We start from the raw sequence: 26,125 nt of genomic DNA, 5'->3' as shown, positions 1-26,125 counted from the left end.
CTTGGTCGAGCCTGAAAAGACTGCGGCGGCGAAATCACCCCCTCATGCGCCGCGACGCGTTGGCGTGTTGGGTGGCACTTTCGATCCGGTGCATATAGGCCATTTGCGCGGTGCGCTGGAAGTTGCCGAGCTGCTTGAACTCGATGAGTTGCGCCTGACACCCAGTGCCAGGCCACCCCATCGCGATACCCCGAGCGTGAGCGCGCAGGACCGTCTGGCAATGGTTCAATGCGCGGTAGCCGGAGTGTCACCTTTGACGGTGGATGACCGTGAATTAAAGCGGGACAAACCGTCGTACACCATCGACACCCTGGAACTGATGCGGGCCGAATTGGCCGCAGATGACCAGTTATTCCTGTTATTGGGTTGGGACGCATTTTGCGGACTTCCGACTTGGCATCGCTGGGAAGAGCTGCTGGAGCACTGCCATATCGTGGTGCTGCAACGCCCGGACGCCGACAGCGAGTCGCCTGACGCCATGCGAAATCTGCTGGCAGGGCGCGCGGTCAGCAACCCTAAGGCCCTCAAGGGGCCGGGTGGACACATTACATTCGTCTGGCAGACACCGTTATCAGTGTCTGCCACCCAGATCCGCCAACTGCTGGCCAGCGGGAAGTCGGTACGTTTTCTGGTGCCAGACGCGGTACTGGCCTATATCGACGCGCACGGGCTGTACCATGCGCCGAACACTGAGGGGAGCCTCTGAAACTGCTGTGTTCAACACGCGTTTCGGCATCCCACACATACGAGCTGAATGAGTTTTATATGACAAAGCAAAAATTGAGTAGCGAAGAAGTGGTTAAGTTGGCAACGGCTGCCTTGGAAGACATTAAGGGTACCGATATCCTCGCCATCGATGTTCGCGACAAGACCAGCATCGCTGATTACATGCTGATCGCCACCGGCACCTCCAATCGCCAGCTTAACGCTCTGGTCGATAGCGTCCGCGACAAATGCAAGGCTGCCGGCGTCAAGCCGCTAAGTGAAGAAGGCAAAGGCGACAGCGATTGGGTGTTGCTGGACCTGGGCGACGTCATTGTTCACGTTATGACCTCCGCTGCCCGTCAGTTCTACGACCTCGAGCGCCTGTGGCAAGGCGCTGAGCAGAGCCGTGCGCTGCATTCTGTGCATGAAGGCAACCCATTCGACCCGATGACCTTTCTCGACAAAGAGTAAGGGGTCTCCGTGCGTTTGCGTTTGATCGCTGTTGGTTCGCGCATGCCCAAGTGGGTGGAAGAAGGTTGGCAGGAATATGCCAAACGGATGCCGTCCGAGCTTGCGCTTGAGTTAGTGGAAATTCCGCTCAATACCCGTGGCAAAAACGCTGACGTAGCGCGTTTTATTCGCCAGGAAGGTGAGGCCATGCTGGCGAAAGTTCAGCCGGGCGAGCGAATTGTCACGCTTGAAGTGCAGGGTAAGCCTTGGAGTACCGAACAGCTTTCGGTCGAGCTTGATCGCTGGCGTCTCGACGCACGCACGGTCAACTTGATGGTCGGCGGTCCTGAGGGACTGTCGCCGGAAGTCTGTGCGCGTAGCGAGCAGCGCTGGTCGCTGTCGCCGTTAACGTTGCCACATCCATTGGTGCGTATTCTTATTGGTGAGCAGATGTACCGCGCCTGGACAGTTCTGTCCGGGCACCCTTATCACAAATAGCCTGCGCGCCTAAATGTCTCAGCCGATCCACCTCAAAGACCACGAGAAAGACGCACACATGGTGCGCGGCCGAGTCGTGGTCGGAGCTGTGGTTGTGGTGTTAGCTGTTTGCGTACTGTTAGCGCGGCTGTATTTCCTTCAGGTCATCCAATACGACTACCACTCGACGCTTTCGGAAAATAACCGGGTGCATGTTCAGCCCATTCCGCCGAGTCGAGGCCTGATCTTCGACCGTAATGGCGTAGTGGTTGCGGACAATCGACCTAGCTTTAGTCTGAGCATGACCCGCGAGCGTTCCGGCAATTCGGCGCAAGTGCTGGACGCCATCGTTGAAATCCTGATGCTGACCGCTGACGACCGAATTTTGTTCGAGAGACGCATGAAGCAGGGCCGCCGACCGTTTGAATCGGTGCCCATCCTGTTTGAACTGACCGAAGAGCAAATAGCCCTTATTGCGGTCAATCAATTCCGGTTGCCGGGTGTTGAAGTGGTTGCGCAGTTGGTTCGCCATTATCCTCAGGGCGAACACTTCGCACACTCCGTAGGGTACGTGGGTCGAATCAATGAGAAAGAGCTCAAGGCCCTTGATTCGGTCAATTACAGCGGGACTCACCACATTGGGAAAACAGGAATTGAGCGTTTCTATGAGGCGGACTTGCATGGGCGGGTTGGCTACGAAGAAGTTGAAACCAACGCCCGTGGGCGCGTCATGCGGGTGCTTAATCGAACCAATCCAATCCCTGGAAAAGACATTGTTCTGAGCCTTGATATCAAGCTTCAACAGGCTGCGGAGGCTGCACTGGGCGGTCGTCGCGGTGCAGTGGTTGCGCTGGACCCGACAACCGGCGAGGTACTGGCGATGGTCAGTCAGCCGAGCTTCGACCCGAATCCGTTTGTCACGGGTATCAGCTTCAAAGACTACGCCGAGTTGCGAGATTCGATTGACCGACCGTTGTTCAATCGCATTCTGCGCGGGCTTTACCCGCCAGGTTCGACGATCAAACCTGCCGTTGCCATCGCCGGTCTGGATAGCGGTGTGGTCACGGCCTCATCGCGGGTGTTCGATCCGGGTTTCTATCAACTGCCCAACTACGATCACAAGTACCGTAACTGGAACCGTACCGGTGACGGCTGGGTTGATCTGGACACGGCGATCATGCGGTCCAATGACACGTATTTCTATGATTTGGCGCACAAAATAGGGATTGATCGGCTCTCTTCTTATTTAAACAAGTTCGGGATCGGACAAAAAGTCTCGCTAGACATGTTCGAAGAATCCCCGGGGCTTATGCCATCGCGCGAATGGAAGCGAGCGACCCGGCGTCAAGCCTGGTTTCCGGGTGAAACATTGATTCTTGGCATCGGTCAGGGCTATATGCAGGCGACGCCATTGCAACTGGCGCAAGCTACGGCGCTGGTGGCCAACAAAGGGGTGTGGAATCGACCGCATCTGGCTAAAACCGTGGCTGGCATACGCCCAGTTGACGAAAACCCCATGGAGAACATTGTGCTGCGTGATGCGTCGGACTGGGCCAAGGTGAACCACGGTATGCAGCAAGTCATGCACGGCGCACGCGGAACAGCACGCAAAGCGGCTGTTGGTTCGCAATATCGGATTGCCGGTAAAAGCGGGACTGCGCAAGTGGTTGCGATCAAGCAAGGCGAGAAATATGACCGGACCAAGGTTCAGGAACGCCACCGAGATCACGCCTTGTTCGTGGGCTTTGCCCCTGCCGACAATCCTAGAATAGTAGTCGCTGTGATGGTGGAGAACGGCGAGTCCGGCTCCGGTATTGCAGCCCCTGTGGTCCGCCAGGTAATGGATTCGTGGTTGCTCGGTTCAAACGGTTTGCTCAAGCCCGAGTACACCAGCACCTCAAGCGCGGAGGCTGCGGCCAGTGAAGAGTAATTTTGATCGCATCCTCTCCAGCGATGATGTGATGCGCCGCCGAGCGACGTTCCTGCAGCGCATCCATATCGATGGGCCTCTCCTGATTCTGCTGCTGACCATCGGTGCGGGTGGTTTGTTTGTGCTGTATTCAGCCAGCGGCAAGAATTGGGATCTTATGATCAAACAGGCGACTTCTTTCGCCATTGGACTGGTTTCAATGGTGGTCATCGCTCAGCTAGAACCGCGCTTTATGGCGCGCTGGGTTCCTGTGATGTATGTGTTTGGGATGCTGCTGTTGGTGGTTGTTGATGTTATGGGCCATAACGCTATGGGCGCTACCCGCTGGATCAACATTCCTGGGGTCATTCGCTTTCAGCCGTCAGAATTCATGAAAATTATTATGCCGGCGACTATTGCCTGGTATTTGGCTAAACGAACCCTGCCCCCGCACTTGAAACATGTGGCACTGAGTTTGGGGCTTATTGGCCTTCCCTTTATTCTGATCGTGCGTCAACCGGACCTCGGCACCTCGTTGTTGATTCTCGCCTCCGGCACATTTGTACTGTTCATGGCTGGTTTGCGCTGGCGCTGGATTATCGGCGTATTCACTGCCGCCGTTCCAGTGGCCGTTTGCATGTGGTTTTTCTTTATGCACGATTATCAGAAACAACGAATTCTGACCTTCCTCGATCCTGAGAGCGATCCGCTGGGTACCGGCTGGAACATTATTCAGTCCAAAGCGGCGATTGGGTCGGGTGGTGTATTTGGTAAGGGCTGGTTGCTGGGAACCCAGTCGCATCTGGATTTTTTGCCGGAAAGCCATACCGACTTCATCATCGCGGTGCTGGGTGAGGAGTTCGGTCTGGTCGGTATTTGCGCCCTTTTATTGATCTATTTATTGTTGATCGGGCGTGGGCTGGTGATCACCGCTCAAGCTCAGACCTTGTTCGGAAAACTGCTGGCGGGCAGCCTGACGATGACTTTTTTTGTTTACGTTTTCGTCAACATCGGTATGGTCAGTGGTCTGATGCCGGTTGTAGGGGTGCCGCTGCCCTTCATTAGTTACGGTGGAACTTCGTTAGTGACATTACTGTCAGCGTTTGGGGTTTTGATGTCGATCCATACCCATCGGAAGTGGATCGCGCAGGTTTGATTAAGGTGAACAACTCAATGCAATTGCGTAACTGGGCGGCTCGATTTGCTCCGTTGGTCGGCCTGGTGGGCATCCTTGGTTGGGTATTTGAGGCACACGCAGGCGACTACGAGGGTTCACCCCAGGTCGCTGAATTTGTCGGTGAAATGACCCGTGATTACGGTTTCGCAGGCGAGCAGCTAATGGCTGTCTTTCGTGAGGCTGAGCGTAAACAGTCTATTCTCGATGCTATTTCTCGACCGGCCGAGCGGGTCAAGCCTTGGAAAGAATACCGGCCGATGTTCATTACTGACGCGCGAATCGCGCGCGGTGTGGATTTTTGGCGTCAGCATGAGGCCGCTTTGAAGCGTGCCGAGCAAGAGTATGGTGTTCCGGCTCAAGTGATTGTTGCCATCATCGGCGTCGAAACCTTTTTCGGCCGCAACACTGGCAATTACCGTGTCATTGACGCTTTATCGACGCTGAGTTTCGATTATCCGCCGCGTGCCGAATTCTTTCGTAAAGAACTACGCGAGTTCCTTTTACTGGCGCGTGAAGAGCAAGTTGATCCGCTAACGCTTAAAGGTTCTTATGCCGGGGCAATGGGTTTGCCGCAGTTCATGCCGAGCAGTTTTCGCGCGTACGCCGTGGACTTTGACGGTGACGGGCACATTAATATCTGGACCGATCCCGATGACGCGATTGGCAGCGTCGCCAGTTATTTCAAGCGCCACGGCTGGGTTGCCGGTGAGCCCGTTGTAAGCCTTTCTTCCGTGCGCGGTGATCTGGCCGACAGCGGTTTGAGCCCCGGTATCGAGCCGGTAAAAACTGTTGGGGAGTTGCGAGCATTGGGGTGGTCGAGTCATGATGCGCTGCGTGACGATATGCCCGCGACCGCTTTTCGCCTGGAGGGCGCAGAGGGGCCGGAGTATTGGATGGGTTTGAAGAATTTTTACGCAATCACGCGCTATAACCGCAGTGTGATGTACGCAATGGCCGTGCATCAGCTGTCTGAACTGCTGGTCCAAGCACGGGGCGTCAAGTAATGCGGGCAATGCCGATTCGCAAACCACTAAAGTTCATGGCCTTCGCGGCCTTGGCCGTTCTGGTGGCCAGTTGTTCAACCAGTCGATCTCCGCAGAACAATAGTGCTGTGACCTCGGGGCCGGGTCTGGACATCAACCGTGCGCACAAAGACGGCGCGCCGTGGTGGGACGTTGACGTATCCCGCATTCCCGACGCTGTGCCGACTTTGCACAGCGGGCCTTACAAGGCCAACCCTTACACTGTGCTGGGCAAAACTTATTTCCCACTGACCGACTCCAAGCGCTATGTCGCTACCGGGACGGCGTCTTGGTATGGCACTAAATTCCACGGTCAGAACACCGCCAACGGTGAAAAATACGACCTGTATGGAATGAGTGCCGCGCACAAGACGTTGCCGTTGCCAAGCTATGTTCGAGTGACCAACCTCGATAACAACCGCACTGTGATTTTGCGCGTCAATGACCGTGGGCCTTTCTATTCCGATCGTATTATTGATTTGTCGTACGCCGCTGCAAAAAAGCTTGGGTACGCGGAAATCGGTACAGCGCGGGTCAAGGTCGAAGGCATCGATCCTCAAGAGTGGTGGGCGCAGCGTGGACGCCCAGCGCCGTTGATGCTTGATGAGCCACAAGTCGTGGCGCAGGCAGCAGCACCTGCGTTTACTGCATCCACAGGCACGATAGAGCAGTACTCGCCGCCGCCTCAGCAACACGCGGCTGCGGTGTCCCCCGTCCAGATTGACGCAAAAAAAAACGCTTCCGGACCAGCGTCTGGGCTGTATCTCCAGGTGGGCGCCTTCGCCAACCCGGACGCTGCGGAACTCTTGAGGTCGAAACTGAGCGGGATGGTCCAGACGCCAGTATTCGTCAGCTCGATAGTACGCAGTCAGCAAACGCTGTATCGGGTTCGGATGGGGCCGGTGAACACGCCGGTTGAAGCGCAGCAATTACAAGCGAACGTCAGGTCAGCCAACTTAGGTCAGCCGACGGTGGTTGCTCTGGATCAATGATTTAGCCTTGGTTTTTTCAAGGTCGCCATACAGTTGCTTCTACGGCCCAGGTTTGGAAGGGACTTGCCGACAGAGCAAGCGTTATAAGCAACTTTCAACAGAACAGCCCGATCACTCAGGCGGTTTTGTTAGCCAGGGAGAAGCCTGGCTTCAAGGCCAAATAAACGCACGACGGGTTTATTCGGTCAGATCAGCTTTGCCCGCGAGGGCATGTTTGCCCATTAGCAATTTCGAGAGACGGATGAACATCACCACCTTTGCAAAACGCCTGTGCCTGCTTGTTCCCCTGATCATCACCCCTGCCGCCGCCTGGGCGACAGAACAGATGACGCCCGCCGCGCCGCAATTGGCCGCCAAAGCCTATGTGCTGATGGATGCCTCTAGCGGTAACATTTTGGTCGAAAACAACGGTGACCAGCGTTTGGCGCCGGCGAGCCTGACCAAATTGATGACGGCCTATATCGCGACCCTGGAAATTCGTCGCGGTCAAATCGGTGAAAACGATCCGGTGACCGTTAGCGAAAACGCTTGGCGTACGGGCGGATCGCGAATGTTCATCAAGGTGGGCAGTCAGGTTACCGTGAGTGACCTGCTGCACGGCATCATCATCCAGTCAGGCAACGACGCCAGCGTCGCGCTTTCCGAGCATATTGCCGGAAGCGAGGATGCTTTCGCCGACATGATGAATAAAACCGCTGGTGACTTGGGCATGGTCAATACCCATTTCATGAACCCGACAGGTTTGCCAAATCCGGATCATTATTCTTCGGCTCACGACATGGCGCTGCTGGCACGGGCGATCATTACCGTCGACCCGGCGCACTATGCGATTTACTCGCAGAAAGAATTCTTCTGGAACGGCATCAAGCAGCCTAACCGCAACCTGCTGCTGTGGCGCGACAAGACCGTTGATGGTCTGAAAACCGGCCACACCGAAGAGGCAGGCTATTGCATGGTGTCTTCGGCCGTCCGTGATGGTATGCGTTTGATCGCGGTGGTGTTCGGCACCACCAGTGAGCAGGCTCGTGCGGCTGAAACTCAGAAATTGCTGACTTACGGTTTCCGCTTCTTCGAAACCCAAACCTTCTACCAGAAGGGCGTTGAGTTGGCTCAGGCGCCGGTTTGGAAAGGTTCGGAGCATCAGGTCAAGGCCGGTCTGGCCGATGACTTGACTATGACCTTGCCTAAAGGCCAATTGAAAAGATTGGCCGCCAGCATGACGATGAACCCACGTCTGGTCGCGCCGATCGCCAAGGGCGATGTAATCGGTAAAGTAGAAGTGAAGATGGACGACAAGGTGGTGCATACCGCTGACCTGATTGCTCTCGACGCCGTGGACCAAGGTGGAATTTTCCGCCGCGTGTGGGATAGCATCCGTCTGTTCTTCTACGGTTTGTTTAACTGATACTGCCGACCGGTGGGCACTGGCTCTGTTCGGAGCTGAGTGCCTGTCGCTCGCAACAGCTTACGAGGCCGTTACTGCCATGGCTGATACCGAAATTGACGTTAAGTCGCACCTGATTGTTTTCCCCTGCATTGATTACCCGATCAAAGTGATCGGTGATACCGGTGTGGGGTTTACTGCGTTAGTTATCGAGATTTTGGCGAAGCACGCCACCCTCGACATGGATACGCTGGCCGAGCGACAAAGCAGCAACGGCAAATACACCACTGTTCAGTTGCACATCATCGCCACCGGCGAAGACCAATTGCGCGATATCAATAGTGCCCTGCGCGCTACCGGCCTCGTGCACATGGTGCTCTGATGTCTGGCAGCCTGGGCTTTCGCGAACTAGGGGAAGTGGCTTACGAACCCACCTGGCACGCCATGCAGCGGTTTACTGAATCGCGGGTGCACGATGTGGCCGATGAAGTCTGGCTGGTGCAACATGCGCCTGTTTTCACTCAAGGCCAGGCAGGCAAAGCCGAGCACTTGTTGCTGCCGGGTGATATTCCGGTGGTTCAGGTCGATAGGGGTGGCCAAGTGACCTATCATGGCCCCGGTCAACTGGTGGTTTACCTGATGTTGGACGTGCGGCGCCTTGGTTTCGGTGTGCGCGAACTGGTTTCCCGGATTGAACGCAGTCTGATCGCGCTGCTGGCGAGTTACGACGTCGAGGCTGTTGCGAAGAAAGACGCGCCGGGCGTTTATGTCGACGAAGCGAAAATAGCCTCCTTGGGTTTACGTATTCGTAACGGTTACTCGTTCCACGGCCTGGCGCTGAATGTGGACATGGACCTTGAGCCGTTTCGCCGCATTAATCCCTGTGGTTACGCGGGGCTGGCAATGACCCAGCTGTGCGATCATGCAGGCCCGATTGAATTTGCCGAGGTAAGTGCCCGGCTGCGCGCGCAGCTCGTCAAACACCTCGACTATGCTGAGCAGACGACCCTAGCGGGCGGAATCGATTGATATGACTACTGCGACAGAGACTGCGCAAAGCGCTGTGCTAGAACTGATCCCGACACTAAACGTCGGCGAACGCACGGCCAAACCTAAAGTGGAAGCCGGTGTAAAACTTCGTGGTGCGGATAAAGTTGCACGCATTCCGGTCAAAATCATTCCAACGGTCGACCTGCCGAAGAAACCAGACTGGATTCGCGTACGAATTCCTGTTTCCCCGGAAGTGGATCGCGTCAAACAACTGCTGCGCAAGCACAAACTGCACAGTGTTTGCGAAGAAGCGTCTTGCCCGAACTTGGGCGAGTGTTTCTCCGGCGGCACCGCGACGTTCATGATTATGGGTGATATTTGCACTCGCCGTTGCCCGTTCTGCGACGTTGGCCACGGACGTCCGAAAGCGCTGGATTCCGACGAGCCCAAAAACCTTGCCATCGCCATCGCTGACTTGCGTCTGAAGTACGTTGTGATCACGTCAGTAGACCGCGATGACCTGCGTGACGGCGGGGCTCAGCATTTTGCTGACTGCATCCGCGAAATTCGCCTGCTGTCGCCAGACGTACAATTAGAAACTTTGGTCCCGGATTACCGTGGACGTATGGACATCGCGCTCGCGCTTACCGCTGCCGAGCCACCAGACGTGTTCAACCACAACCTGGAAACTGTGCCGCGCTTATACAAAGCGGCACGTCCTGGTTCGGATTTCCAGTGGTCGCTGACCCTACTGCAAAAGTTCAAGCAGTTGGTGCCTCACGTTCCAACCAAGTCCGGTTTGATGTTGGGTCTGGGTGAGACGGACGAAGAAGTCATCGAAGTCATGAAGCGCATGCGCGAGCATGATATAGACATGCTTACCCTTGGCCAATACTTGCAGCCTTCCCGCAGCCACTTACCGGTACAGCGTTTCGTGCACCCGGACGTGTTCGCCTGGTTCGCCGAAGAAGGCTACAAGATGGGCTTCAAGAATGTGGCCTCAGGTCCTTTGGTGCGGTCTTCCTACCATGCGGATAAGCAGGCAAAGACCGCCGTCGAAGCCATGAGCTAAACGTTGCGAGTCAAATAAAAAGGGCCGGATAGCGATATCCGGCCCTTTTTTGTGGAGTAAGCGTCTTCGCGAATTAATTCGCGAAGAGGCCGTTACGGCTTACGCAAACTGTTCAACAACTCATGCGTTGGGTAACCGTCGGCGGGCCAACCATATGCCTGTTGTGCGCTACGAATTGCTTTGCGCGTATTAGCCCCGATAATTCCATCTGGAGCGCCTGCGTCGTATTGGCGGGATGAGAGCAATGTTTGCAGTTCTATGCGCTCAGAGCGGTTTAGCGGAAGGTCGCTTCGCGGCCAGCTGCCGAGAACATAACCGCCTCCGCTGAAACGCTCAGACAGCAAGCCAATCGCCAAGGCGTAAGACGAGGAATTGTTGTACCTGAGCGTTGCACGGAAGTTATCCAGTACCAGAAACGCCGGACCTTTATATCCGGCAGGCAACAACAGCGCCGCTTGCAATTGCGCCACATTGGCCGGAAGTGCACCGCCATTTGGTAGTTTCAATCCCATCTGCTGCCACTCGGCAACTGTTTTACGGGTTGATGCGTCGGCCAATGCATAATCAAAATTTTGACCTAACTGCACTTCAAAACCCCACGGCTGAGCGAATTGCCAGCCCGAGCTCTGCAAATAATGTGCAGTCGACGCTAATGCATCGGCTGGGGTATTCCAGATGTCGCGGCGGCCGTCGCCATCGAAATCCACGGCATATCTGTTATAGGTGGTAGGAATAAACTGCGTCTGTCCCATTGCTCCGCCCCAAGAACCCAGCATCTGGGCGGGTTGGATGTCACCATGCTGGAGAATTTGCAGCGCTGCCAACAATTGATCCTGTGCGAATGCGCGGCGACGGCCTTCGTAGGCCAATGTCGCCAGGGAACGAATCACGTACTGAGAGCCTTGAAACTGGCCGAAGTTGCTTTCCATACCCCAAATCGCCACGAGTGACTGGCGGTCGACGCCATAGCGTTGCTCAATGGCTTGCAGCACATCAGCGTATTGCGCCAGAAGGGCTTGGCCTTTACGCGCACGGGCTGCGGAGACAGCGCCGTCGAGATATTCCCACACCGGTCGAGTGAACTCGGGCTGGCTTCGATCAGCCTTGACCACGCTCATGTCCGGAATTACACCCGCGAAGGCTTGATCGAATAAGTTAGGCTTAATACCGGCTTTAATTGCATCGACACGAAATCCGGCTTCCCAGTCACTAAAGCTAATGGTCGGCTGAATATCGAAATCAGTTGAGCCAGCTGCCATAGAAGCTTGGGTCTTAGTGGTCCCGACCGGCGGTATGTTCGCAATTTGAATAGGCGTGGCATCGGCAGCAGTTGGTTTTTCTGCGCAGGCAACTAACAGGATGAAGCTAGAGACGGTCATCAGTTGGCGAAAATGCAACTGACGGGAAAAGCTAGAGGGCATGCTTAGGTCCAGGGTGTTCCAACAGACGCAAACCTTATCATGCTTGCCCTGCATATGGGGCTTCGGGAGATGTAGGGATGTTTTTAAGCCGCCAGAAAGTAAGAAGCCTCCCAGCTTTTAGACTGGAAGGCTTCGCGGCGGTAGCTGCCTTTGCCCTTGCCGGCGGGTTCATGCCGACTGCGGAACAACGGCTGGGCGATGATGGATTTGGCCTTGTTCGGCCGCTTTGGCTTGCTCATGGGGACTACTCTCTTCTGGTGATGAAACGATGCAAATCATCGGGCAGAGCAGGGTGTGTGTCTAATAGAAGTGCGCTATCGGGCATTTGTTTAATTGACGTGGGCTTGTTGGCGCAAGGAGCGCATATGACGGGTGGGACCATTCGGGAAGGCAAGGGATCGGATGCTGGCTATTCAGCCGGCAAACTCAACCGTTGACCCGCCATCAATAGGGCCAAACGGGTCAGGCTGCTCCAGACCGAACCCGGCGCTTGGCCTTTGATCTGCGCGTCAATGCGTTGCGCGTCCATCAGCAGTTGGCTCCAGCGTTGTGCGGAGTGACGTTGCAACGCTTTGCTCATCAGCGGTTTGCGCTTGTCCCAGATCGGTGGTCGGGCTTGGCTAAAGGCTTTGTCTAGAGGGGTGCCCTGACTGATCTGCAAGGCCAGATTAGCCAATAGCCGAAGTTCACGAGCCAGCGCCCACAGGATGACAGGCGGCTCAATTCCTTCGCCACGCAAGCCCTCTATCATGCGCAATGTGTGGGCTGCTTCGCCGTTGAGCACTGCATCGGTCAAACCGAAAACATCGAACCTTGCACTATCGGCTACCGCGCCCTGCACAGTTTCGACGGTGATCTGGCCGTCTTGCGCCATCAGCTTGAGCTTTTCAATTTCCTGGGCCGCAGCAAGCAGATTGCCTTCAACCCGTGCGGCGATAAGTTCGATCGCGTCGTGGCTGGCAGACAATCCTGCATGGGATAAACGTTGTCGAATCCATTGCGGCAACTGGCTGGCATCCACTGGCCATATTTGCAGGAACTGAGTGTGTGGCCCCTCGATCAGTGCCTTGCCCCACTTGGTTTTCTGCGCGCTTCCGTCGAGCTTGGGTACGCTGATCAGTAGCAACGTATCTTCTGGAGGGCGCGAGCAATATTCGATAAACGCCGCAGCTCCCTTGTCGCCGGGTTTTCCCGAGGGCAAGCGCAGTTCCAGCAGACGCTTTTGCGCGAACAGCGACATGCTGGCGCCGGCCTGTAACAGCGTGCCCCAGTCGAAATTGGCATCCGCGCTGAAAACTTGGCGTTCGTCAAAGCCTTGCTGGCGCGCGGTAGTACGAATAGCGTCCGCTGCTTCCTGACACAGCAAAGGATCATCACCGCTGACAACGTACACGGGCGCCAGAGCGCTCTGGAGGTGTTTACCGAGTTGGGCTGGTATCAGTTTCATAGGTCAGGGAATACAAGGGCCAGCAGGCTAGCCCCTGATCACTTACTTGGTGGGTATTTCGATCGGAGACTGGCGAGGCGTGTCGTTCTCGATCCGCTGTGCTTCTTCCAGAGCGTCCGCTTCGGCTTTGGCTTTGGCTTCTGCGGTCGATTGCAGTTTATCCAGTTGCGTTGGAGTCAGCAGTTGCAGGCGCATAACCAAATTCTGGACCAATTGAGCGCGCATTTCTTTGCGAACTTGCGCAGCTTCCTGATCGGAACCCATCAGGTTGTTGCTGTCCTGAACGTAGATTTTCTGAACCTGTACCTTGTCTTCGAGCAATAACAGGCTGCGCGAGCCACGGATTTCGTAGTTGACGGTGTCGGTCAGCTCGTACTCGGCCGAACGAGACGAGCCGTTGTAGCTGGCGGCGCGTGAAACTTCTCCTTCACTGACCAAAACCAGCTTGTACTCGGCGCCCTGGTGTACGTTGACCCCGCTGTTTTTCAGCATTTGGGTCAGTTGAACAACCGTTGGGCCATAGGCGTCACGGGCGCTGACATCCAGTTCCTTGATCGTCAGTTCAGTGGTGCCAGTGCCACGCAGCTGGAAACCACAGGCGCTCAGCAATACGGCGAGACCCATCACCAGCAAATTGCGTTTGATCATATTGATGCTCCCCTTGAATCCGTTTGGGCCGACGTTGCGTCCCTTGGAAATACTGTTCGACGCCGGGTCAATACCGGGCGTTTGATCCAATTAGCTTGCGACGATGTTAACCAGCTTGCCCGGGACTACGATTACTTTGCGGATCGTCAGGCCATCGGTGAAACGCAGCACGTTCTCATTGATTCGGGCCACGGCTTCGACTTCTTCACGGGTTGCGTTAGCCGGCATTTCGATCTGGCCACGCAGCTTACCGTTAACCTGAATCACCAGTATTAGGCTGTCTTGCACCAGCGCAGTCTTGTCCAATACCGGCCACCCCGCATTGATGATGGCGTCGCTGTGTCCTAGCCGGTTCCACAGTTCATGGCTGATGTGCGGCGTGATAGGTGCCAGCAGCAGCGCAACAGTTTCCAGACCTTCCTGAAGTAGCGCACGGTCCTGCGGTGTTACCTGCGCGGCTTTTTCCAATACGTTCATCAACGTCATGACGTGTGCGATGGCGGTGTTGAATTTGTGGTGCTGACCGACGTCTTGACTAGCGTTTCTGATCGCCAAATGAATCGCACGGCGGACGGCTTTTTGTTCGTCGTTCAAGCCTGCGACATTAAGCTTGGCGGTCAGACCTAATGTGACGTGAGCATGGGACAGCCTCCAGACGCGACGCAGAAAACGATGTGAGCCTTCTACGCCTGAATCCGACCACTCCAGGCTCATGTCTGGTGGTGATGCAAACATCATAAACAGACGACAAGTATCAGCACCGTACTGGTCGATCATCGACTGCGGGTCAACGCCATTGTTCTTCGACTTGGCCATTTTCTCGATGCCGCCGATCTCGACCGGCAGGCCATCGCTGATCAATTTGGCACCGATAACTTTGGCTTTACCGTCGCGTTCGAGCTCGACGTCGGCCGGGTTGTACCACGTCTTGCTGCCATTGGCCTCAAGGCGGTAATACGTATCGGCGATGACCATGCCTTGGGTCAGAAGATTCTTGAACGGCTCGTTGGAGCTGACCAGGCCTTCGTCACGCATCAGTTTGTGGAAGAAGCGCGCGTAGAGCAGGTGCAGAATCGCATGTTCGATGCCGCCGATGTATTGGTCTACCGGCAACCAGTGGTTGGCTGCTTTGGGATCAACCATGCCGCCTTCGTAGTGAGGCGAGGCGTAGCGCGCAAAGTACCATGAGGACTCGACGAAGGTGTCCATGGTGTCGGTTTCGCGCTTAGCCGGAGCTCCGCATGACGGGCAGTTGCACTCGTAGAACGACGGCATGCGAGCCAAAGGCGAACCTGCGCCATCGGGGACTACATTTTCAGGTAACACAACCGGCAATTGGTCTTCCGGGACCGGCACGTCACCGCAGGTGTCGCAATGCACGATCGGAATCGGACAGCCCCAATAACGCTGGCGGCTTATACCCCAGTCGCGCAGGCGGAACTGTGTGCGTGACTGACCCAATTGCTTTTTGAGCAGATCGGCTTCGATGGCATCGAAGGCGGCTTGAAATTCCAGTCCGTCGTAAATGCCGGAGTTGATCAGCGTGCCGTGTTCTCCGTAAGCGGCTTGCCACTGCGTAAGCAGTTCGTCGCCGACGCTGGTGAGTACAACGGCCTTGATAGGCAGGTTGTATTGGGTAGCAAATTCGAAATCGCGCTCGTCGTGAGCCGGGACTGCCATCACGGCGCCGTCGCCGTAATGCATCAGTACATAGTTAGCGACCCACACCGGTAACTTTTCACCGGTCAGTGGATGCTCAACGAAAAATGGCGTTGGCAGGCCCTTTTTCGCTTGGGTGGCGATGTCTGCTTCGGCAACGCTGCCGCTTTTGCATTCGAGGATAAAGGCTTGCAGATCGGGGTTGCCTTGGGCTGCCAATGTTGCCAGCGGGTGTTCCGCCGCAACTGCAACATAGGTCGCGCCCATCAAGGTGTCTGGACGGGTCGTGAATACTTTCAGTGCGCCCGCTTCACCAATGGAAGCCCGGTCGTACGGAAACTGCACTTCCATGCCACGGGATTTACCAATCCAGTTGCGTTGCATGGTTTTGACTTGTTCAGGCCAGCCTGGTAATTCGTCAAGGCCCGACAACAGTTCATCTGCATACGCCGTGATTTTGAAGTAATACATCGGTATTTCGCGTTTTTCGATCACCGCGCCGGAACGCCAGCCGCGACCGTCGATCACTTGTTCGTTGGCCAATACAGTCTGGTCAACCGGGTCCCAGTTCACCGTACCGTTTTTGCGGTAGATCACGCCTTTTTCGAACAGGCGAGAGAATAGCCACTGTTCCCAGCGATAGTAATCGGGTTTGCAGGTGGTGATCTCACGGGACCAGTCAACGCCAAGACCCAGGCTGCGCAGCTGGGTTTTCATGTAGGCGATGTTTTCGTAGGTCCACTTGGCCGGAGCGACGTTGTTTTTCATGGCGGCATTTTCTGCCGGCATGCCGAACGCATCCCAACCCATGGGTTGCAGGACGTTTTTGCCCTGCATGCGCTGGTAGCGGGCGATGACGTCGCCGATGGTGTAGTTGCGCACATGACCCATGTGCAGCTTGCCGCTGGGGTAAGGGAACATTGACAGGCAATAGAACGTCTCTTTGCCTGGCTGCTCACTGACTTCAAAGGATTTTTGCTCGTCCCAGAACGTTTGGGCGGCGGCTTCGATTTCGCGGGGCTGATAGAGTTCGTGCATGGCTACTTTTGACTAAAGAAGTGGTGACCTCATCCTCTTCATTGCATCGCTGAGTCAGGTAGTGCTCAGTCGAGCGGGAAGTGGAATTAAAGGAAGCGCCGTAGCATACATGAGCGCTCACTATCGAGGGAAACCCTGATTGCTTGTTAGGGGCCGTCACAGGCCGTTGGTCGCGGCATCCGGCTGTTTCAGACAGCAACGCTAAGCTAATCAACGGGGGGGGCGTGTTTTAACTTCGATGAGGTGAACGGATGGCAGAGTCGCAACGACCCGCTGTAAAACCTGAGCTTTACGAACGCTTGATCAATCGTATCGGGCTTGCCTTGGAGGTGGCGAAAACTGCAGTTCGACTTCGCCATGAAGCACCTACCGAGCTGGAGTTGCGAGGGTTGAGCCCGGCGGAATTCGAATTGATTGAGGCGTATTTGGACAAGGGCGCTTTGTATTTCAAAGGGGATGCCTTTGGTATCAAGGCTGAGGGTATGACTAAGGACGCTTGCGCTACGCAGGTGCTTGATGGACCTGCTACCGTGCCGAAACGTTCAGCCAAGATCATTTGGCTGGACGATCATAAGCGCAGTAAAGCTTCAGCGCGGGGCAAGTCGTTATATTTCAAATAAGACGCTGTTATAAACGGCTTAGGTGAAACAAACAGGCTTCGGTCTACTGATAAGCATTGTTGCTTAGCGTCAATCCTTCTAGGCTTCGAGCATCTTTGGAGATGCTCGATGCCTATCCGTTATTTGATCAAACAATTGCTTTTGCCTCCCGGCATTCTTTTGCTACTGCTGGTGCTTGCCTGGTGGTTTCGCCGCTCACGGCCGCGGCTCGCTGGCGCCTGTTTTGCCATTGGGTTTGGCGGGCTGTGGATCATGAGTCTACCGATTGCGGTGGAATGGGCCGCGAGAGGTATCGAGCGCGATCCACCCTTGGCGCATAGCCAATGGGCAACCTTGGGCCAGCAAGCTGATGCGATAGTGGTTTTGGGATCTGGCCGCGAGCGCAAAGATCCGACATGGGGCACAGACATACCCACCGGCGTTGCCTTGGAACGCATGCGCTTTGCGGCGCGCTTATCCAAAGATTCGGGTTTGCCGATTTTGACCACGGGTGGGCTGCATTACGACCTGCCACCTAGCGAGGCGGCGATTATGGCCGATTCGCTGAAAAGCGATTTCGGGGTGACCGTGCGTTGGCAAGAGGGGCTCAGCCGGACCACTTGGGAAAATGCCACGATGACCGCTGCGGTATTGCAGCCTCAAGGCGTCAAGCGTGTGGTGCTAGTGACTCAAGCCTGGCACATGCAGCGTGCCCGCTGGAGCTTTGAAAAGGCCGGATTCACTGTCATTGCGGCGCCTGTGGGGTTTCTCGGCGTCGACAATGCCCGGCCATTCAACGGCTGGCTACCGGAGAGCAAATCCGTATGGCAGAGCGGACAGTTGCTGAATGAAGCGGTGGGGTTGCTGGCGTATCCATTGTTTTATCGGGCGCTGTAGGTAGCGGTGAGTTTGTGTGGGAGAGAAGAGGTTCGCCCCCACCAAAATCTAGAATCCTTGCTTAGCGTTTAATACGCCGCGCCAGTAACGCCCAGCCTACCAGCACAATCGACAGAATCGTCAACGGCCATGAACGCCAGCGCAGGTAAGGGGTAAGGTCTTGCATCGGCACGACTTCGCCGTAAAGCACCCCTTTCTGGAATTGCGGGATGGTCGCGGTCATCTTGCCGAACGGGTTGATCAGGCCACTCACGCCGTTGTTAGTGGCGCGGATCATCCAGCGACCCGCTTCAAGTGCGCGCATTTTCGCCATTTGCAAATGCTGCAACGGGCCAATAGAGGTGCCGAACCACGTGTCGTTGCTCACCGTCAGCAGTAATTCACTTTTCGCGGCGAGGCTGGCGGCAAACTCTGGGTAGACGACTTCGTAGCAAATGAAGGACGCGATTTGATAGCCCTTGGCTTGCAACAACGCTTGATCGCTTGGTCCGCGGGCAAAGTCCGACATTGGCAGGTTGAAGAAGGAGATCAGTCCCCGAAGCAGGTCTTGCAGTGGAACATATTCACCAAACGGTACCAGTTTCTGCTTGAGGTAAGTGCCGTCGCCTTCACCGACGACGGTGATGCCGTTGTAGTACCGATACTCGCCACGGCCACCTTGCTGACGAATCGGTACACCGGTAATCAGTGCCGAATTGCGATCAGCGGCAAACTTGCCGAGCATGGCCAAATAGCCTTCTGCCGACTCCTTGAGGATCGGAATCGCGGTTTCTGGCCAGACGATCAAATCAGCGCGTTTACTGGTGAAGGTCATGTCGCGGTAAAGCGCCAATTGCGCATTGAGCTGCTTAGGGTCCCATTTCATGCTTTGTTCAACGTTGCCCTGAATCGCGGCGACGCTAAGCGGTGGGCCTGCCGGAGACGTCCATTCGTAGGTTTTAAGCGACAGACTCAGCACCCAAGGTGCGACCAACAGCAGAACGCCAATACTCAGCGCGGACTTATTCGCTCGAAGCTGTGGCAGATTGCACAGCAAAGCGGCGGTCAGGGCCAGGGTAAACGAGATCAGCCACATGCCACCAATGGGCGCCAGCCCGGACAAAGGGCCGTCGAGCTGGCTGTAGCCGGAATAAAGCCAAGGAAACCCGGTCAAAAACCAACCGCGAAAAGCCTCTTGCGCCAGCCACACAGCTGCAAAGGCCAAGGCATCGGTCAGCGGTGCGTCGTTGCGTCGAATCCAGCGCGCCCAGATCCAGGTGGGCAGGGCAAAGAACCAGGCAATCGCCGCGATGAAACCCAGCATTAACAGACCCGCCAGCAGCACCGAAGCGCCTCCGTAGGTATGGATGCTGACGTAAATCCAGCTGGTACCCGCGCCGAACAGACCGAAACCATAGCACCAGCCACGACCTAAAGCCTGGCGAGGGTTAAGTTCACGCAAACCAAGATAGAGAACGATTAACGATAGGATCGCCAATGGCCAAATATCAAACGGCGCCAATGCCAGAGTGGTCAGCGCGCCAGCCAGCATGGCCAGCAGGTTGCCGGGCCAGCCGGGTCGGGTGTTCCAGTGCATGGGTATTCCTTAGGGGCTTAGGCCCGCGAGATCGGGCTCAAGCGCAGTAAGTGAATGCGACGGCTGTCGGCATTAAGAATGCGGAAACGGTACGCGCCAATTTCTGTCGTTTCGTTGCGCTTGGGCAGGTGCCCAAATGCACTCATTACCAGGCCGCCAACGGTATCGAACTCATCATCTGAAAACTCGCTGTCGAAAAACTCATTGAAACTGTCGATCGGGGTCAGCGCTTTGACCAGGAAGTCGCCGCTGGGCAACGGCTTGATGTAGCTGTCTTCCTCTACGTCATGCTCGTCCTCGATATCGCCGACGATCTGTTCCAGCACGTCCTCGATAGTCACCAGACCCGCCACGCCGCCGTATTCGTCAATAACGATGGCCATGTGGTTATGGTTGGCGCGAAACTCGCGTAGTAGTACGTTTAACCGCTTGGATTCAGGTACGAAGGTGGCAGGACGCAGCAGATTCTTGATGCTGCCCTTGTCACCGTCTTCCTTGAGGATCAGCGGTAGCAGATCCTTGGCCAGCAATACGCCGAGAACATCGTCATGGCTCTCGCCAATCACCGGATAGCGCGAATGCGCGGAGTCGATGACGGCAGGCAGGAACTCGCGAGGGTTTTGTGTGGCCTTGATGCTAATCATCTGCGAGCGCGGAACCATGATGTCCCGTACCTGGAGGTCAGCCACCTGAATGGCACCCTCGACGATGGCCAGCGCTTCGCTGTCCAGTAGCTTGTTTTGATGGGCCTCGCGCAGCAGCTCAAGCAGCTCCTGGCGGTTTTTCGGCTCGTGGGCAAAGGCCTGGGTGAGTTTCCCCAGCCATGACTTTTGCCCGTTGCTCGATCGGTCTTCGCTCATAGCCCTTACTCGTGGTCCTTGCTAGTGGTCTCTAAAAAATGATGGTCAGCGGTTTCGTCGTCGGCGTAAGGGTCGGGATAGCCCAGCTCATCAAGCAACGTGCGTTCCAGTGCTTCCATTTCTTCCGCTTCGGCATCATCGATATGGTCGTAACCGAGCAAGTGCAGGCAGCCGTGAATAACAAGATGCGCCCAATGCGCATCCAAAATCTTCCCTTGCTCCGTGGCCTCGCGGGCTACAACGTCAACGCAAATCACCAGGTCGCCGAGCAGCGGAATATCGAGAAACTCATCAGGCACGTCAGCGGGGAAGGACAATACGTTGGTCGCGTAGTCCTTGTGCCGCCACGTGTTATTAAGTTCACGGGCTTCAGCGTCGTCGACCAGGCGAATGGTCAGCTCCGAATCCGCAGTACGTTGACGCAGCGCCAGTTCACACCATTGGCGGAACTGGGCTTCGGTAGGGACTGTCGCTTCGGTCGCCAGTTGCAAGTCCAGCTCAACCATCGCGGCGGTTATCCCTGCTGGAAGACGAACTGATGGTTTCATCGTTGGCGCGATTCTCGTACCGCTCGTAGGCTTCGACAATACGTTGCACCAGCGGGTGACGCACTACGTCCTTAGGCTTGAAGTGCGTGAAGCTAATGCCGGGCACGTCTTTGAGGACTTCCATCACATGGTTCAGGCCAGACTTGGTGCCCTTGGGCAGATCGACCTGGGTGATGTCACCGGTGATGACGGCCGTGGAGCCGAAGCCGATGCGGGTCAGGAACATCTTCATCTGTTCGACGGTGGTGTTCTGGCTTTCGTCAAGAATGATGAAGCTGTTATTAAGGGTCCGACCGCGCATGTAGGCCAGCGGGGCTACCTCGATCACTTGACGCTCCATCAGTTTTGCGACGTATTCGAAGCCGAGCATTTCGTACAGCGCGTCGTACAGTGGGCGCAAATACGGGTCGATTTTCTGAGCCAGATCGCCGGGCAGGAAACCGAGCTTTTCGCCCGCTTCTACCGCCGGACGTACCAGCAGGATGTGGCGAATCTGTTCACGCTCAAGCGCGTCCACCGCACAGGCCACCGCAAGGTAGGTCTTGCCGGTGCCCGCAGGGCCAATACCGAAGTTGATGTCGTTGGCGAGGATTTCTTTGACGTACCGCTGCTGATTCAGGCCGCGCGGGCGAATCATGCCCTTTTTGGTGCGCAACGCTACGCCGACTTCGGCAGCAGGGTGGTTGTCCAGTTCTTCGACGCCCGATTCCTGAAGGAACAGGTGAACCATGTCAGGTGAAAGCTCCGTACCCTTGGTTTCCCGGTACAGGCGTCGTAGCAGATTTTCAGCCGAAGTGGTGTGCCGGGGTTCGCCAATCAGTTCGAATTGATTACCGCGGTTGCGGATTTCGATGTCCAGGCGTTGTTCAATCAAGCGTAAATGCTCGTCAAATTGCCCGCACAGATTTGCGAATCGATGAGCCTCAAAAGGTTCGAGGATAAAACGATGTGGTTCGATGGGAGCGTTCAAGGTCGTTTTTAGCCGCCCTACGGCAATTAAGATGACTGGAGAATAACCCCTAGTGGTCGGTGGACGAAAGCCTTCACTTACTAATGGTGATACAGGGCGTTCAATCTGTAGGAGCTAACTTATTGGCGAGGGCTCTGACGCGGTGTGTCAGGCATGATGCTTCGCCAAAAAGTTGGCTCCTATTTAAGTGCAGCATTACTGCAGCAAAGACCCGCGCAGCGAGTGCGGTTGAGCGTCGTCAATGTGTACGTCGGCGAACTGGCCGATCAGCTTAGGATTATCGCAGCGAAAGTTAACGATGCGATTGTTCTCGGTGCGCCCTTGCAGTTCGCCGGGGTCTTTTTTCGAGTAATCGGTGACCAGAATTCGCTGGGTGCTGCCGACCATCTGCCGACTGATCTCATAGCCCTGTTGATTCAAGCGATGCTGCAAGGCGGCTAGACGCTCTTTTTTCAAGGCTTCAGGGGTTTCGTCTTTGATATCAGCCGCGGGCGTGCCGGGGCGCGGGCTATAGACGAAGGAGAACGAGAAGTCGAAATTGACGTCTTCGATCAGCTTCATGGTCTGTTCGAAGTCTTTTTCAGTCTCGCCAGGGAAGCCGACGATGAAGTCAGAGCTGATGCTGATGCCGGGAACTGCGGCCCTCAACTTGCGCAGCTTGGATTTATATTCGAGCGCGGTATGGTTGCGCTTCATGGCCGAGAGGATTCGGTCGGAACCTGATTGCACTGGCAAGTGTAGGTGTTTCACCAGCTGTGGCACTTCGGCATGGGCCAGGATCAGGCTGTCGGAGAACTCCAGTGGGTGCGAGGTGGTGTAACGAATGCGGTCGATACCGTCGATGGCCGCTACGACGCGGATAAGCTCGGCCAGATCGGCCAAGCGTCCGTCATGAGTCGTACCGCGATAGCCGTTGACGTTCTGCCCCAGCAGCGTTACTTCACGCACGCCGTTTTCTGCCAAGTGCATGACTTCGCTCACGACGTCATCGAACGGTCGGCTGACTTCTTCGCCGCGGGTGTAAGGTACAACGCAAAACGTGCAGTATTTGCTGCAACCTTCCATCACCGACACAAAAGCGCTCGGCCCATCGACGCGAGGCTCAGGCAAGTGGTCGAACTTCTCGATTTCCGGGAACGACACATCGACCTGCGGTAGGCCAGTGAGGCGCGCAGCGTTAATCATATCTGGCAGGCGGTGCAGGGTTTGCGGGCCAAAGACAACGTCGACGTAAGGTGCACGATCACGAATCGCGGCACCTTCCTGGCTTGCCACGCACCCGCCCACGGCGATCACCATCTGAGGGTTCGCCAGTTTCAGCTCACGCCAGCGACCCAGCTGAGAGTACACCCGGTCTTGGGCGCGTTCGCGGATCGAGCAAGTATTGAGCAGGATGACGTCGGCATCTTCTGCGCGAGCAGTGACTTCCAGGGCTTGATGTTCGCCCAGCAGATCGACCATGCGCGAGCTGTCGTACTCGTTCATTTGGCAACCGTGGGTTTCGATATAAAGCTTCTTGGCCATGCGTGATCATCAGGTGATTCGAAGAACCGCGCATTATAGGGGTGTAGGTGTCTGGTTCCTAGCGCTGACTGTCCGATGGACGTGCTATAGTTCGCGCCCTCTTTAAGCCCCCGATTTTTACCCCCCCGCCATGACCAAACGCGAAGCTCCAATTTATAAGGTGATTTTTCTCAACCAGGGCCAGGTGTTCGAAATGTACGCCAAGCAAATCTATCAGAGCGATCTGTGGGGTTTCCTTGAGGTGGAAGAATTCGTCTTCGGTGAGCGTACAACCGTGGTGGTGGACCCCAGCGAAGAAAAACTAAAAGCTCAGTTCGAAGGCGTAGTGCGCAGTTTTGTGCCAATGCACTCGATAGTGCGCATTGATGAAGTAGAGCGCGTCGGTACGCCGAAGATCAGCGAGGCCCGGGGCACCAGCAATGTAATGCCATTCCCGATGCCGATGCCGGATAAATAAACGATTGAATCAGGACTGTGAGGCTGACCGGCTTAGTGATTTAAGGCAGCGGGGCGAACGGGGTACGACCTTCAGCCGTTTGCAGCTCTTGCAGGTAATTGCGGAAGATCTGCCCAAGCACTTGGGTCGCCACTTCCAGCTCATCGCGCTTCATCTTCGCGGACACTTCATCTGCACTGTCCAGCGCGTCTTCTGAGCCATTGACGGCCGCCATCTTCAGCACGATATACGCCTGAATGTTGTTGGCTTGAACGCCTTCGCCGTGAAAAAACATTAAACCGAGACGATACTGAGCCTCAGCATGGCCTTGCAGCGAAGCCTTTTCGAAATAATTTAACGCTTGGGCAAGGTCGCGAGGCGCATTTTTACCGTTGTAGTAAAACTGCCCCAACTCGAATTGTGCTTGTGCGTCCCCAGCTTGCGCAGCTTTTTGGCAGGCTGCCAATGCATCAGGCAGGTTGTCTGGCTGAGTATTGAGGGTGCAGCGACCCACCGCTGGTATTAACAACGAGTTGCCACCTGCATTCACCAGCAGGGGATGAAGAAGCATCAGGCAGCCCAAAGCAAGGGTGCGGCCGGTGCGGTTCATGGGAATCGACTTACCTCTAAAAGGTGCGGGCGTACCCGTCCAGCAGAACGCGCTGGCGGCACATTATGAAATAAGCGGGGCCAACCTTACAAAGTCTTTACGGAATTTCTGCTACACGGGCTTGATGTGCCTGATTTTGCGAGGGATTCCCGTAATCCATAACCCTCTGTAGGCGCCCACTTGTTGGTGAAGCGGCGTAACTGTCCCGCCGCATCAAGCCTTCCGCCAATAAGTGGGCTCCTGAAAAAGGCTTATTTCAGCGCGGCAAATGCCTTTGCCGCAGCATCGAGGGTCAGTTGCAGTTCGGTTTCGCCATGCGCGATTGAGGTGAAGCCCGCCTCGAAAGCACTCGGTGCCAAGTACACACCACCGTCCAACATCGCGTGGAAGAAACGCTTGAAGCGATCCGCGTCGCTGGTCATTACGTCGTTGAAGGTCACGATCTCCGGAAGGCCGCTGAAATATAGGCCAAACATGCCACCGGCCTGTGTGGTCACGAAAGGAATGCCCGCAGCATCGGCGCATTGTTGCAAGCCCACGAGCAGGCGGGTGGTGAATGCGCTGAGCTCGGCATGAAAGCCGGGGCGGCTTATCAGGCGAAGAGTAGCCAGGCCAGCGGCCATGGCCAATGGGTTACCTGATAATGTACCGGCCTGATAAACCGGACCTAGCGGTGCGATGTGCGACATGATTTCGCGTTTGCCGCCGAAACAGCCGACCGGCATACCACCGCCGATGATCTTGCCGAACGTGCTCAAATCTGGCGTGACACCGTAATGCGCCTGGGCGCCGCCCAATGCGACACGGAAACCGGTCATCACTTCGTCGAAAATCAACACCACGCCGTGGTGGTCACACAACGTGCGCAAGCCTTCCAGGAAACCGGGTGCTGGCGGCACGCAGTTCATGTTGCCGGCAACCGGCTCAACAATGATGCACGCCACTTCGTTTCCCACTTCATCGAGCATTTTTGCGACTGCATCAATGTCGTTGAACGCGGTGGTCAAGGTGTGTTTGGCAAACGCGGCAGGGACGCCTGCCGAACTTGGCACGCCTTGAGTCAACGCACCGGAGCCGGCTTTTACCAACAGGCTGTCGGAGTGGCCGTGGTAGCAGCCTTCGAATTTAATAATGCTGTCGCGGCCGGTGAAGCCTCGGGCCAGGCGAATTGCACTCATGGTCGCTTCGGTGCCGGAGCTGACCATCCGCACCATCTCCATCGATGGCACAAGGGTGCAGACCAAGTCGGCCATTTCGGTTTCCAGCGCAGTCGGCGCGCCATACGACAGACCATGTTCCAGCTGCTTACGCACGGCGTCGAGGACTTCCGGGTGGCTGTGGCCGAGAATCATCGGTCCCCATGAACCGACGTAATCCACGTAACGCTTGTCGTCTTCATCAGTGACGTAAGCACCTGCCGCGTGCTTAAAGAACAGCGGCGTGCCACCCACGCTTTTGAAAGCCCGAACTGGCGAATTGACGCCGCCAGGGATGTGTTTTTGAGCGTTGGCAAACAGGATTTCAGAACGGGACATGATGGGTCTCAGCTTTTTAACCAGAAATATGTTCTGCGCGGATCACAGCGGCGGCGCTTGCTGGTCAGCGTAGGCGGTTGTCCAGAATGTGCAGGGGACGGATTATACCTACGTCCGTCAGGGCTATACATGTCCGAATTTGGCCAGACTTTTCCAGGCGCCTCAATTACAGTCCTGCC

Annotated in this window: 26 protein-coding genes; 14 read left to right on the top strand and 12 right to left on the bottom strand. The window is 55.9% G+C overall.

What is annotated here, in order from left to right; genetic code table 11:
- The first annotated feature begins 1 nt into the window (after window position 1).
- The 11 genes from nadD (at window position 2) to lipA (ending at window position 10,178) form a co-directional block, all read left to right on the top strand.
- Entirely contained in the window at window positions 2-706 is a 705-nt protein-coding gene (gene nadD / locus RGW60_RS16065) for a nicotinate-nucleotide adenylyltransferase (RefSeq protein WP_322206948.1), read from the top strand.
- Between the two features lie 59 nt (window positions 707-765).
- Entirely contained in the window at window positions 766-1,176 is a 411-nt protein-coding gene (rsfS, locus tag RGW60_RS16060) for a ribosome silencing factor (protein ID WP_322205525.1), read from the top strand.
- Window positions 1,177-1,185: 9 nt separating this feature from the next.
- Window positions 1,186-1,653, top strand: coding sequence for a 23S rRNA (pseudouridine(1915)-N(3))-methyltransferase RlmH (rlmH, locus tag RGW60_RS16055; protein WP_322205524.1), 468 nt, complete (start codon window positions 1,186-1,188; stop codon window positions 1,651-1,653).
- A 13-nt stretch (window positions 1,654-1,666) separates the two neighbouring features.
- Entirely contained in the window at window positions 1,667-3,562 is a 1,896-nt protein-coding gene (mrdA, locus tag RGW60_RS16050) for a penicillin-binding protein 2 (RefSeq protein ID WP_322205523.1), read from the top strand.
- A 31-nt stretch (window positions 3,563-3,593) separates the two neighbouring features.
- Complete coding sequence (rodA, locus tag RGW60_RS16045) at window positions 3,594-4,697, top strand: rod shape-determining protein RodA (protein ID WP_322206947.1); 1,104 nt, start codon at window positions 3,594-3,596, stop codon at window positions 4,695-4,697.
- 17 nt (window positions 4,698-4,714) lie between these two features.
- Window positions 4,715-5,722 (top strand): lytic murein transglycosylase B, encoded by a 1,008-nt coding sequence (gene mltB / locus RGW60_RS16040; protein ID WP_322205522.1) that lies wholly within the window; start codon window positions 4,715-4,717, stop codon window positions 5,720-5,722.
- A complete protein-coding gene (locus tag RGW60_RS16035; protein WP_322205521.1) occupies window positions 5,722-6,732 on the top strand; it encodes a septal ring lytic transglycosylase RlpA family protein in 1,011 nt (336 codons plus the stop codon). The genes mltB and RGW60_RS16035 overlap by 1 nt, the downstream gene beginning before the upstream one ends.
- Before the next feature lie 241 nt (window positions 6,733-6,973).
- The gene (locus RGW60_RS16030; RefSeq protein ID WP_322205520.1) at window positions 6,974-8,137 is read left to right on the top strand and encodes a D-alanyl-D-alanine carboxypeptidase family protein; all 1,164 of its coding nucleotides are present in this window, start codon (window positions 6,974-6,976) and stop codon (window positions 8,135-8,137) included.
- Window positions 8,138-8,216: 79 nt separating this feature from the next.
- Entirely contained in the window at window positions 8,217-8,498 is a 282-nt protein-coding gene (locus RGW60_RS16025; protein WP_322205519.1) for a DUF493 domain-containing protein, read from the top strand.
- On the top strand, window positions 8,498-9,145 hold the full coding sequence (gene lipB / locus RGW60_RS16020; RefSeq protein WP_322205518.1) for a lipoyl(octanoyl) transferase LipB: 648 nt from the start codon (window positions 8,498-8,500) through the stop codon (window positions 9,143-9,145). The genes RGW60_RS16025 and lipB overlap by 1 nt, the downstream gene beginning before the upstream one ends.
- Window position 9,146: 1 nt before the next feature.
- On the top strand, window positions 9,147-10,178 hold the full coding sequence (gene lipA / locus RGW60_RS16015; protein ID WP_322205517.1) for a lipoyl synthase: 1,032 nt from the start codon (window positions 9,147-9,149) through the stop codon (window positions 10,176-10,178).
- A 92-nt stretch (window positions 10,179-10,270) separates the two neighbouring features.
- Here lipA and RGW60_RS16010 read toward each other — a convergent pair whose 3' ends face one another.
- The 5 genes from RGW60_RS16010 to leuS form a co-directional block, all read right to left on the bottom strand.
- Window positions 10,271-11,599 carry a lytic murein transglycosylase gene (locus RGW60_RS16010; protein ID WP_322205516.1) on the bottom strand — a complete coding sequence of 443 codons (1,329 nt, stop codon included), beginning with the start codon at window positions 11,597-11,599 and terminating at the stop codon, window positions 10,271-10,273.
- A gap of 83 nt (window positions 11,600-11,682) precedes the next feature.
- Entirely contained in the window at window positions 11,683-11,838 is a 156-nt protein-coding gene (gene arfA / locus RGW60_RS16005) for an alternative ribosome rescue factor ArfA (RefSeq protein ID WP_322205515.1), read from the bottom strand.
- A 170-nt stretch (window positions 11,839-12,008) separates the two neighbouring features.
- Window positions 12,009-13,046 (bottom strand): DNA polymerase III subunit delta, encoded by a 1,038-nt coding sequence (gene holA / locus RGW60_RS16000; protein ID WP_322205514.1) that lies wholly within the window; start codon window positions 13,044-13,046, stop codon window positions 12,009-12,011.
- A gap of 42 nt (window positions 13,047-13,088) precedes the next feature.
- Entirely contained in the window at window positions 13,089-13,694 is a 606-nt protein-coding gene (gene lptE / locus RGW60_RS15995) for an LPS assembly lipoprotein LptE (RefSeq protein WP_322205513.1), read from the bottom strand.
- 90 nt (window positions 13,695-13,784) lie between these two features.
- Window positions 13,785-16,391, bottom strand: coding sequence for a leucine--tRNA ligase (gene leuS / locus RGW60_RS15990; protein WP_322205512.1), 2,607 nt, complete (start codon window positions 16,389-16,391; stop codon window positions 13,785-13,787).
- Window positions 16,392-16,642: 251 nt separating this feature from the next.
- Here leuS and RGW60_RS15985 point away from each other — a divergent pair, with 251 nt between their 5' ends.
- Together RGW60_RS15985 and RGW60_RS15980 are read left to right on the top strand one after the other, a co-directional pair.
- A complete protein-coding gene (locus tag RGW60_RS15985) occupies window positions 16,643-17,011 on the top strand; it encodes a hypothetical protein (protein WP_322205511.1) in 369 nt (122 codons plus the stop codon).
- Between the two features lie 108 nt (window positions 17,012-17,119).
- Window positions 17,120-17,887, top strand: coding sequence for a YdcF family protein (locus tag RGW60_RS15980; RefSeq protein ID WP_322205510.1), 768 nt, complete (start codon window positions 17,120-17,122; stop codon window positions 17,885-17,887).
- Window positions 17,888-17,948: 61 nt separating this feature from the next.
- Here the strand turns inward: RGW60_RS15980 and lnt are convergent, their stop codons facing one another.
- The 5 genes from lnt to miaB all read right to left on the bottom strand — a co-directional run bounded on the left by lnt (window position 17,949) and on the right by miaB (window position 23,365).
- Window positions 17,949-19,463, bottom strand: coding sequence for an apolipoprotein N-acyltransferase (gene lnt / locus RGW60_RS15975; RefSeq protein WP_322205509.1), 1,515 nt, complete (start codon window positions 19,461-19,463; stop codon window positions 17,949-17,951).
- 17 nt (window positions 19,464-19,480) lie between these two features.
- Entirely contained in the window at window positions 19,481-20,323 is an 843-nt protein-coding gene (locus RGW60_RS15970) for an HlyC/CorC family transporter (protein ID WP_322205508.1), read from the bottom strand.
- 5 nt (window positions 20,324-20,328) lie between these two features.
- Complete coding sequence (gene ybeY, locus RGW60_RS15965) at window positions 20,329-20,829, bottom strand: rRNA maturation RNase YbeY (RefSeq protein WP_322205507.1); 501 nt, start codon at window positions 20,827-20,829, stop codon at window positions 20,329-20,331.
- Window positions 20,822-21,841 carry a PhoH family protein gene (locus RGW60_RS15960; RefSeq protein WP_322205506.1) on the bottom strand — a complete coding sequence of 340 codons (1,020 nt, stop codon included), beginning with the start codon at window positions 21,839-21,841 and terminating at the stop codon, window positions 20,822-20,824. The genes ybeY and RGW60_RS15960 overlap by 8 nt, the downstream gene beginning before the upstream one ends.
- A 195-nt stretch (window positions 21,842-22,036) precedes the next feature.
- On the bottom strand, window positions 22,037-23,365 hold the full coding sequence (miaB, locus tag RGW60_RS15955; protein ID WP_322205505.1) for a tRNA (N6-isopentenyl adenosine(37)-C2)-methylthiotransferase MiaB: 1,329 nt from the start codon (window positions 23,363-23,365) through the stop codon (window positions 22,037-22,039).
- Window positions 23,366-23,495: 130 nt separating this feature from the next.
- Here miaB and RGW60_RS15950 point away from each other — a divergent pair, with 130 nt between their 5' ends.
- A complete protein-coding gene (locus RGW60_RS15950; protein WP_065833723.1) occupies window positions 23,496-23,822 on the top strand; it encodes a DUF1820 family protein in 327 nt (108 codons plus the stop codon).
- Between the two features lie 40 nt (window positions 23,823-23,862).
- Here RGW60_RS15950 and RGW60_RS15945 read toward each other — a convergent pair whose 3' ends face one another.
- Window positions 23,863-24,411, bottom strand: a complete 549-nt coding sequence (locus tag RGW60_RS15945) for a tetratricopeptide repeat protein (RefSeq protein WP_322205503.1) — start codon at window positions 24,409-24,411, stop codon at window positions 23,863-23,865.
- 251 nt (window positions 24,412-24,662) lie between these two features.
- Window positions 24,663-25,946: a glutamate-1-semialdehyde 2,1-aminomutase gene (gene hemL, locus RGW60_RS15940; RefSeq protein WP_322205502.1), complete on the bottom strand. Its 1,284-nt coding sequence runs from the start codon at window positions 25,944-25,946 to the stop codon at window positions 24,663-24,665.
- Window positions 25,947-26,125 lie beyond the last annotated feature (179 nt).

Source organism: Pseudomonas sp. AB6, from assembly GCF_034314105.1.
In the GTDB taxonomy this organism is placed as follows: Bacteria; Pseudomonadota; Gammaproteobacteria; order Pseudomonadales; family Pseudomonadaceae; genus Aquipseudomonas.
This window is presented reverse-complemented; position numbering and strand designations above follow the sequence as displayed.

Bases quoted from the DNA above. Each gene is read 5' to 3' on its own strand.
- rsfS (WP_322205525.1), top strand. From the start codon at position 766: ATGACAAAGCAAAAATTGAGTAGCGAAGAAGTGGTTAAGTTGGCAACG.
- mrdA (WP_322205523.1), top strand. From the start codon at position 1,667: ATGTCTCAGCCGATCCACCTCAAAGACCACGAGAAAGACGCACACATG.
- rodA (WP_322206947.1), top strand. From the start codon at position 3,594: ATGCGCCGCCGAGCGACGTTCCTGCAGCGCATCCATATCGATGGGCCT.
- mltB (WP_322205522.1), top strand. From the start codon at position 4,715: ATGCAATTGCGTAACTGGGCGGCTCGATTTGCTCCGTTGGTCGGCCTG.
- RGW60_RS16035 (WP_322205521.1), top strand. From the start codon at position 5,722: ATGCGGGCAATGCCGATTCGCAAACCACTAAAGTTCATGGCCTTCGCG.
- RGW60_RS16030 (WP_322205520.1), top strand. From the start codon at position 6,974: ATGAACATCACCACCTTTGCAAAACGCCTGTGCCTGCTTGTTCCCCTG.
- RGW60_RS16025 (WP_322205519.1), top strand. From the start codon at position 8,217: ATGGCTGATACCGAAATTGACGTTAAGTCGCACCTGATTGTTTTCCCC.
- lipB (WP_322205518.1), top strand. From the start codon at position 8,498: ATGTCTGGCAGCCTGGGCTTTCGCGAACTAGGGGAAGTGGCTTACGAA.
- lipA (WP_322205517.1), top strand. From the start codon at position 9,147: ATGACTACTGCGACAGAGACTGCGCAAAGCGCTGTGCTAGAACTGATC.
- RGW60_RS16010 (WP_322205516.1), bottom strand. From the start codon at position 11,599: ATGCCCTCTAGCTTTTCCCGTCAGTTGCATTTTCGCCAACTGATGACC.
- arfA (WP_322205515.1), bottom strand. From the start codon at position 11,838: ATGAGCAAGCCAAAGCGGCCGAACAAGGCCAAATCCATCATCGCCCAG.
- holA (WP_322205514.1), bottom strand. From the start codon at position 13,046: ATGAAACTGATACCAGCCCAACTCGGTAAACACCTCCAGAGCGCTCTG.
- lptE (WP_322205513.1), bottom strand. From the start codon at position 13,694: ATGATCAAACGCAATTTGCTGGTGATGGGTCTCGCCGTATTGCTGAGC.
- leuS (WP_322205512.1), bottom strand. From the start codon at position 16,391: ATGCACGAACTCTATCAGCCCCGCGAAATCGAAGCCGCCGCCCAAACG.
- RGW60_RS15985 (WP_322205511.1), top strand. From the start codon at position 16,643: ATGGCAGAGTCGCAACGACCCGCTGTAAAACCTGAGCTTTACGAACGC.
- RGW60_RS15980 (WP_322205510.1), top strand. From the start codon at position 17,120: ATGCCTATCCGTTATTTGATCAAACAATTGCTTTTGCCTCCCGGCATT.
- lnt (WP_322205509.1), bottom strand. From the start codon at position 19,463: ATGCACTGGAACACCCGACCCGGCTGGCCCGGCAACCTGCTGGCCATG.
- RGW60_RS15970 (WP_322205508.1), bottom strand. From the start codon at position 20,323: ATGAGCGAAGACCGATCGAGCAACGGGCAAAAGTCATGGCTGGGGAAA.
- ybeY (WP_322205507.1), bottom strand. From the start codon at position 20,829: ATGGTTGAGCTGGACTTGCAACTGGCGACCGAAGCGACAGTCCCTACC.
- miaB (WP_322205505.1), bottom strand. From the start codon at position 23,365: ATGGCCAAGAAGCTTTATATCGAAACCCACGGTTGCCAAATGAACGAG.
- RGW60_RS15950 (WP_065833723.1), top strand. From the start codon at position 23,496: ATGACCAAACGCGAAGCTCCAATTTATAAGGTGATTTTTCTCAACCAG.
- RGW60_RS15945 (WP_322205503.1), bottom strand. From the start codon at position 24,411: ATGAACCGCACCGGCCGCACCCTTGCTTTGGGCTGCCTGATGCTTCTT.
- hemL (WP_322205502.1), bottom strand. From the start codon at position 25,946: ATGTCCCGTTCTGAAATCCTGTTTGCCAACGCTCAAAAACACATCCCT.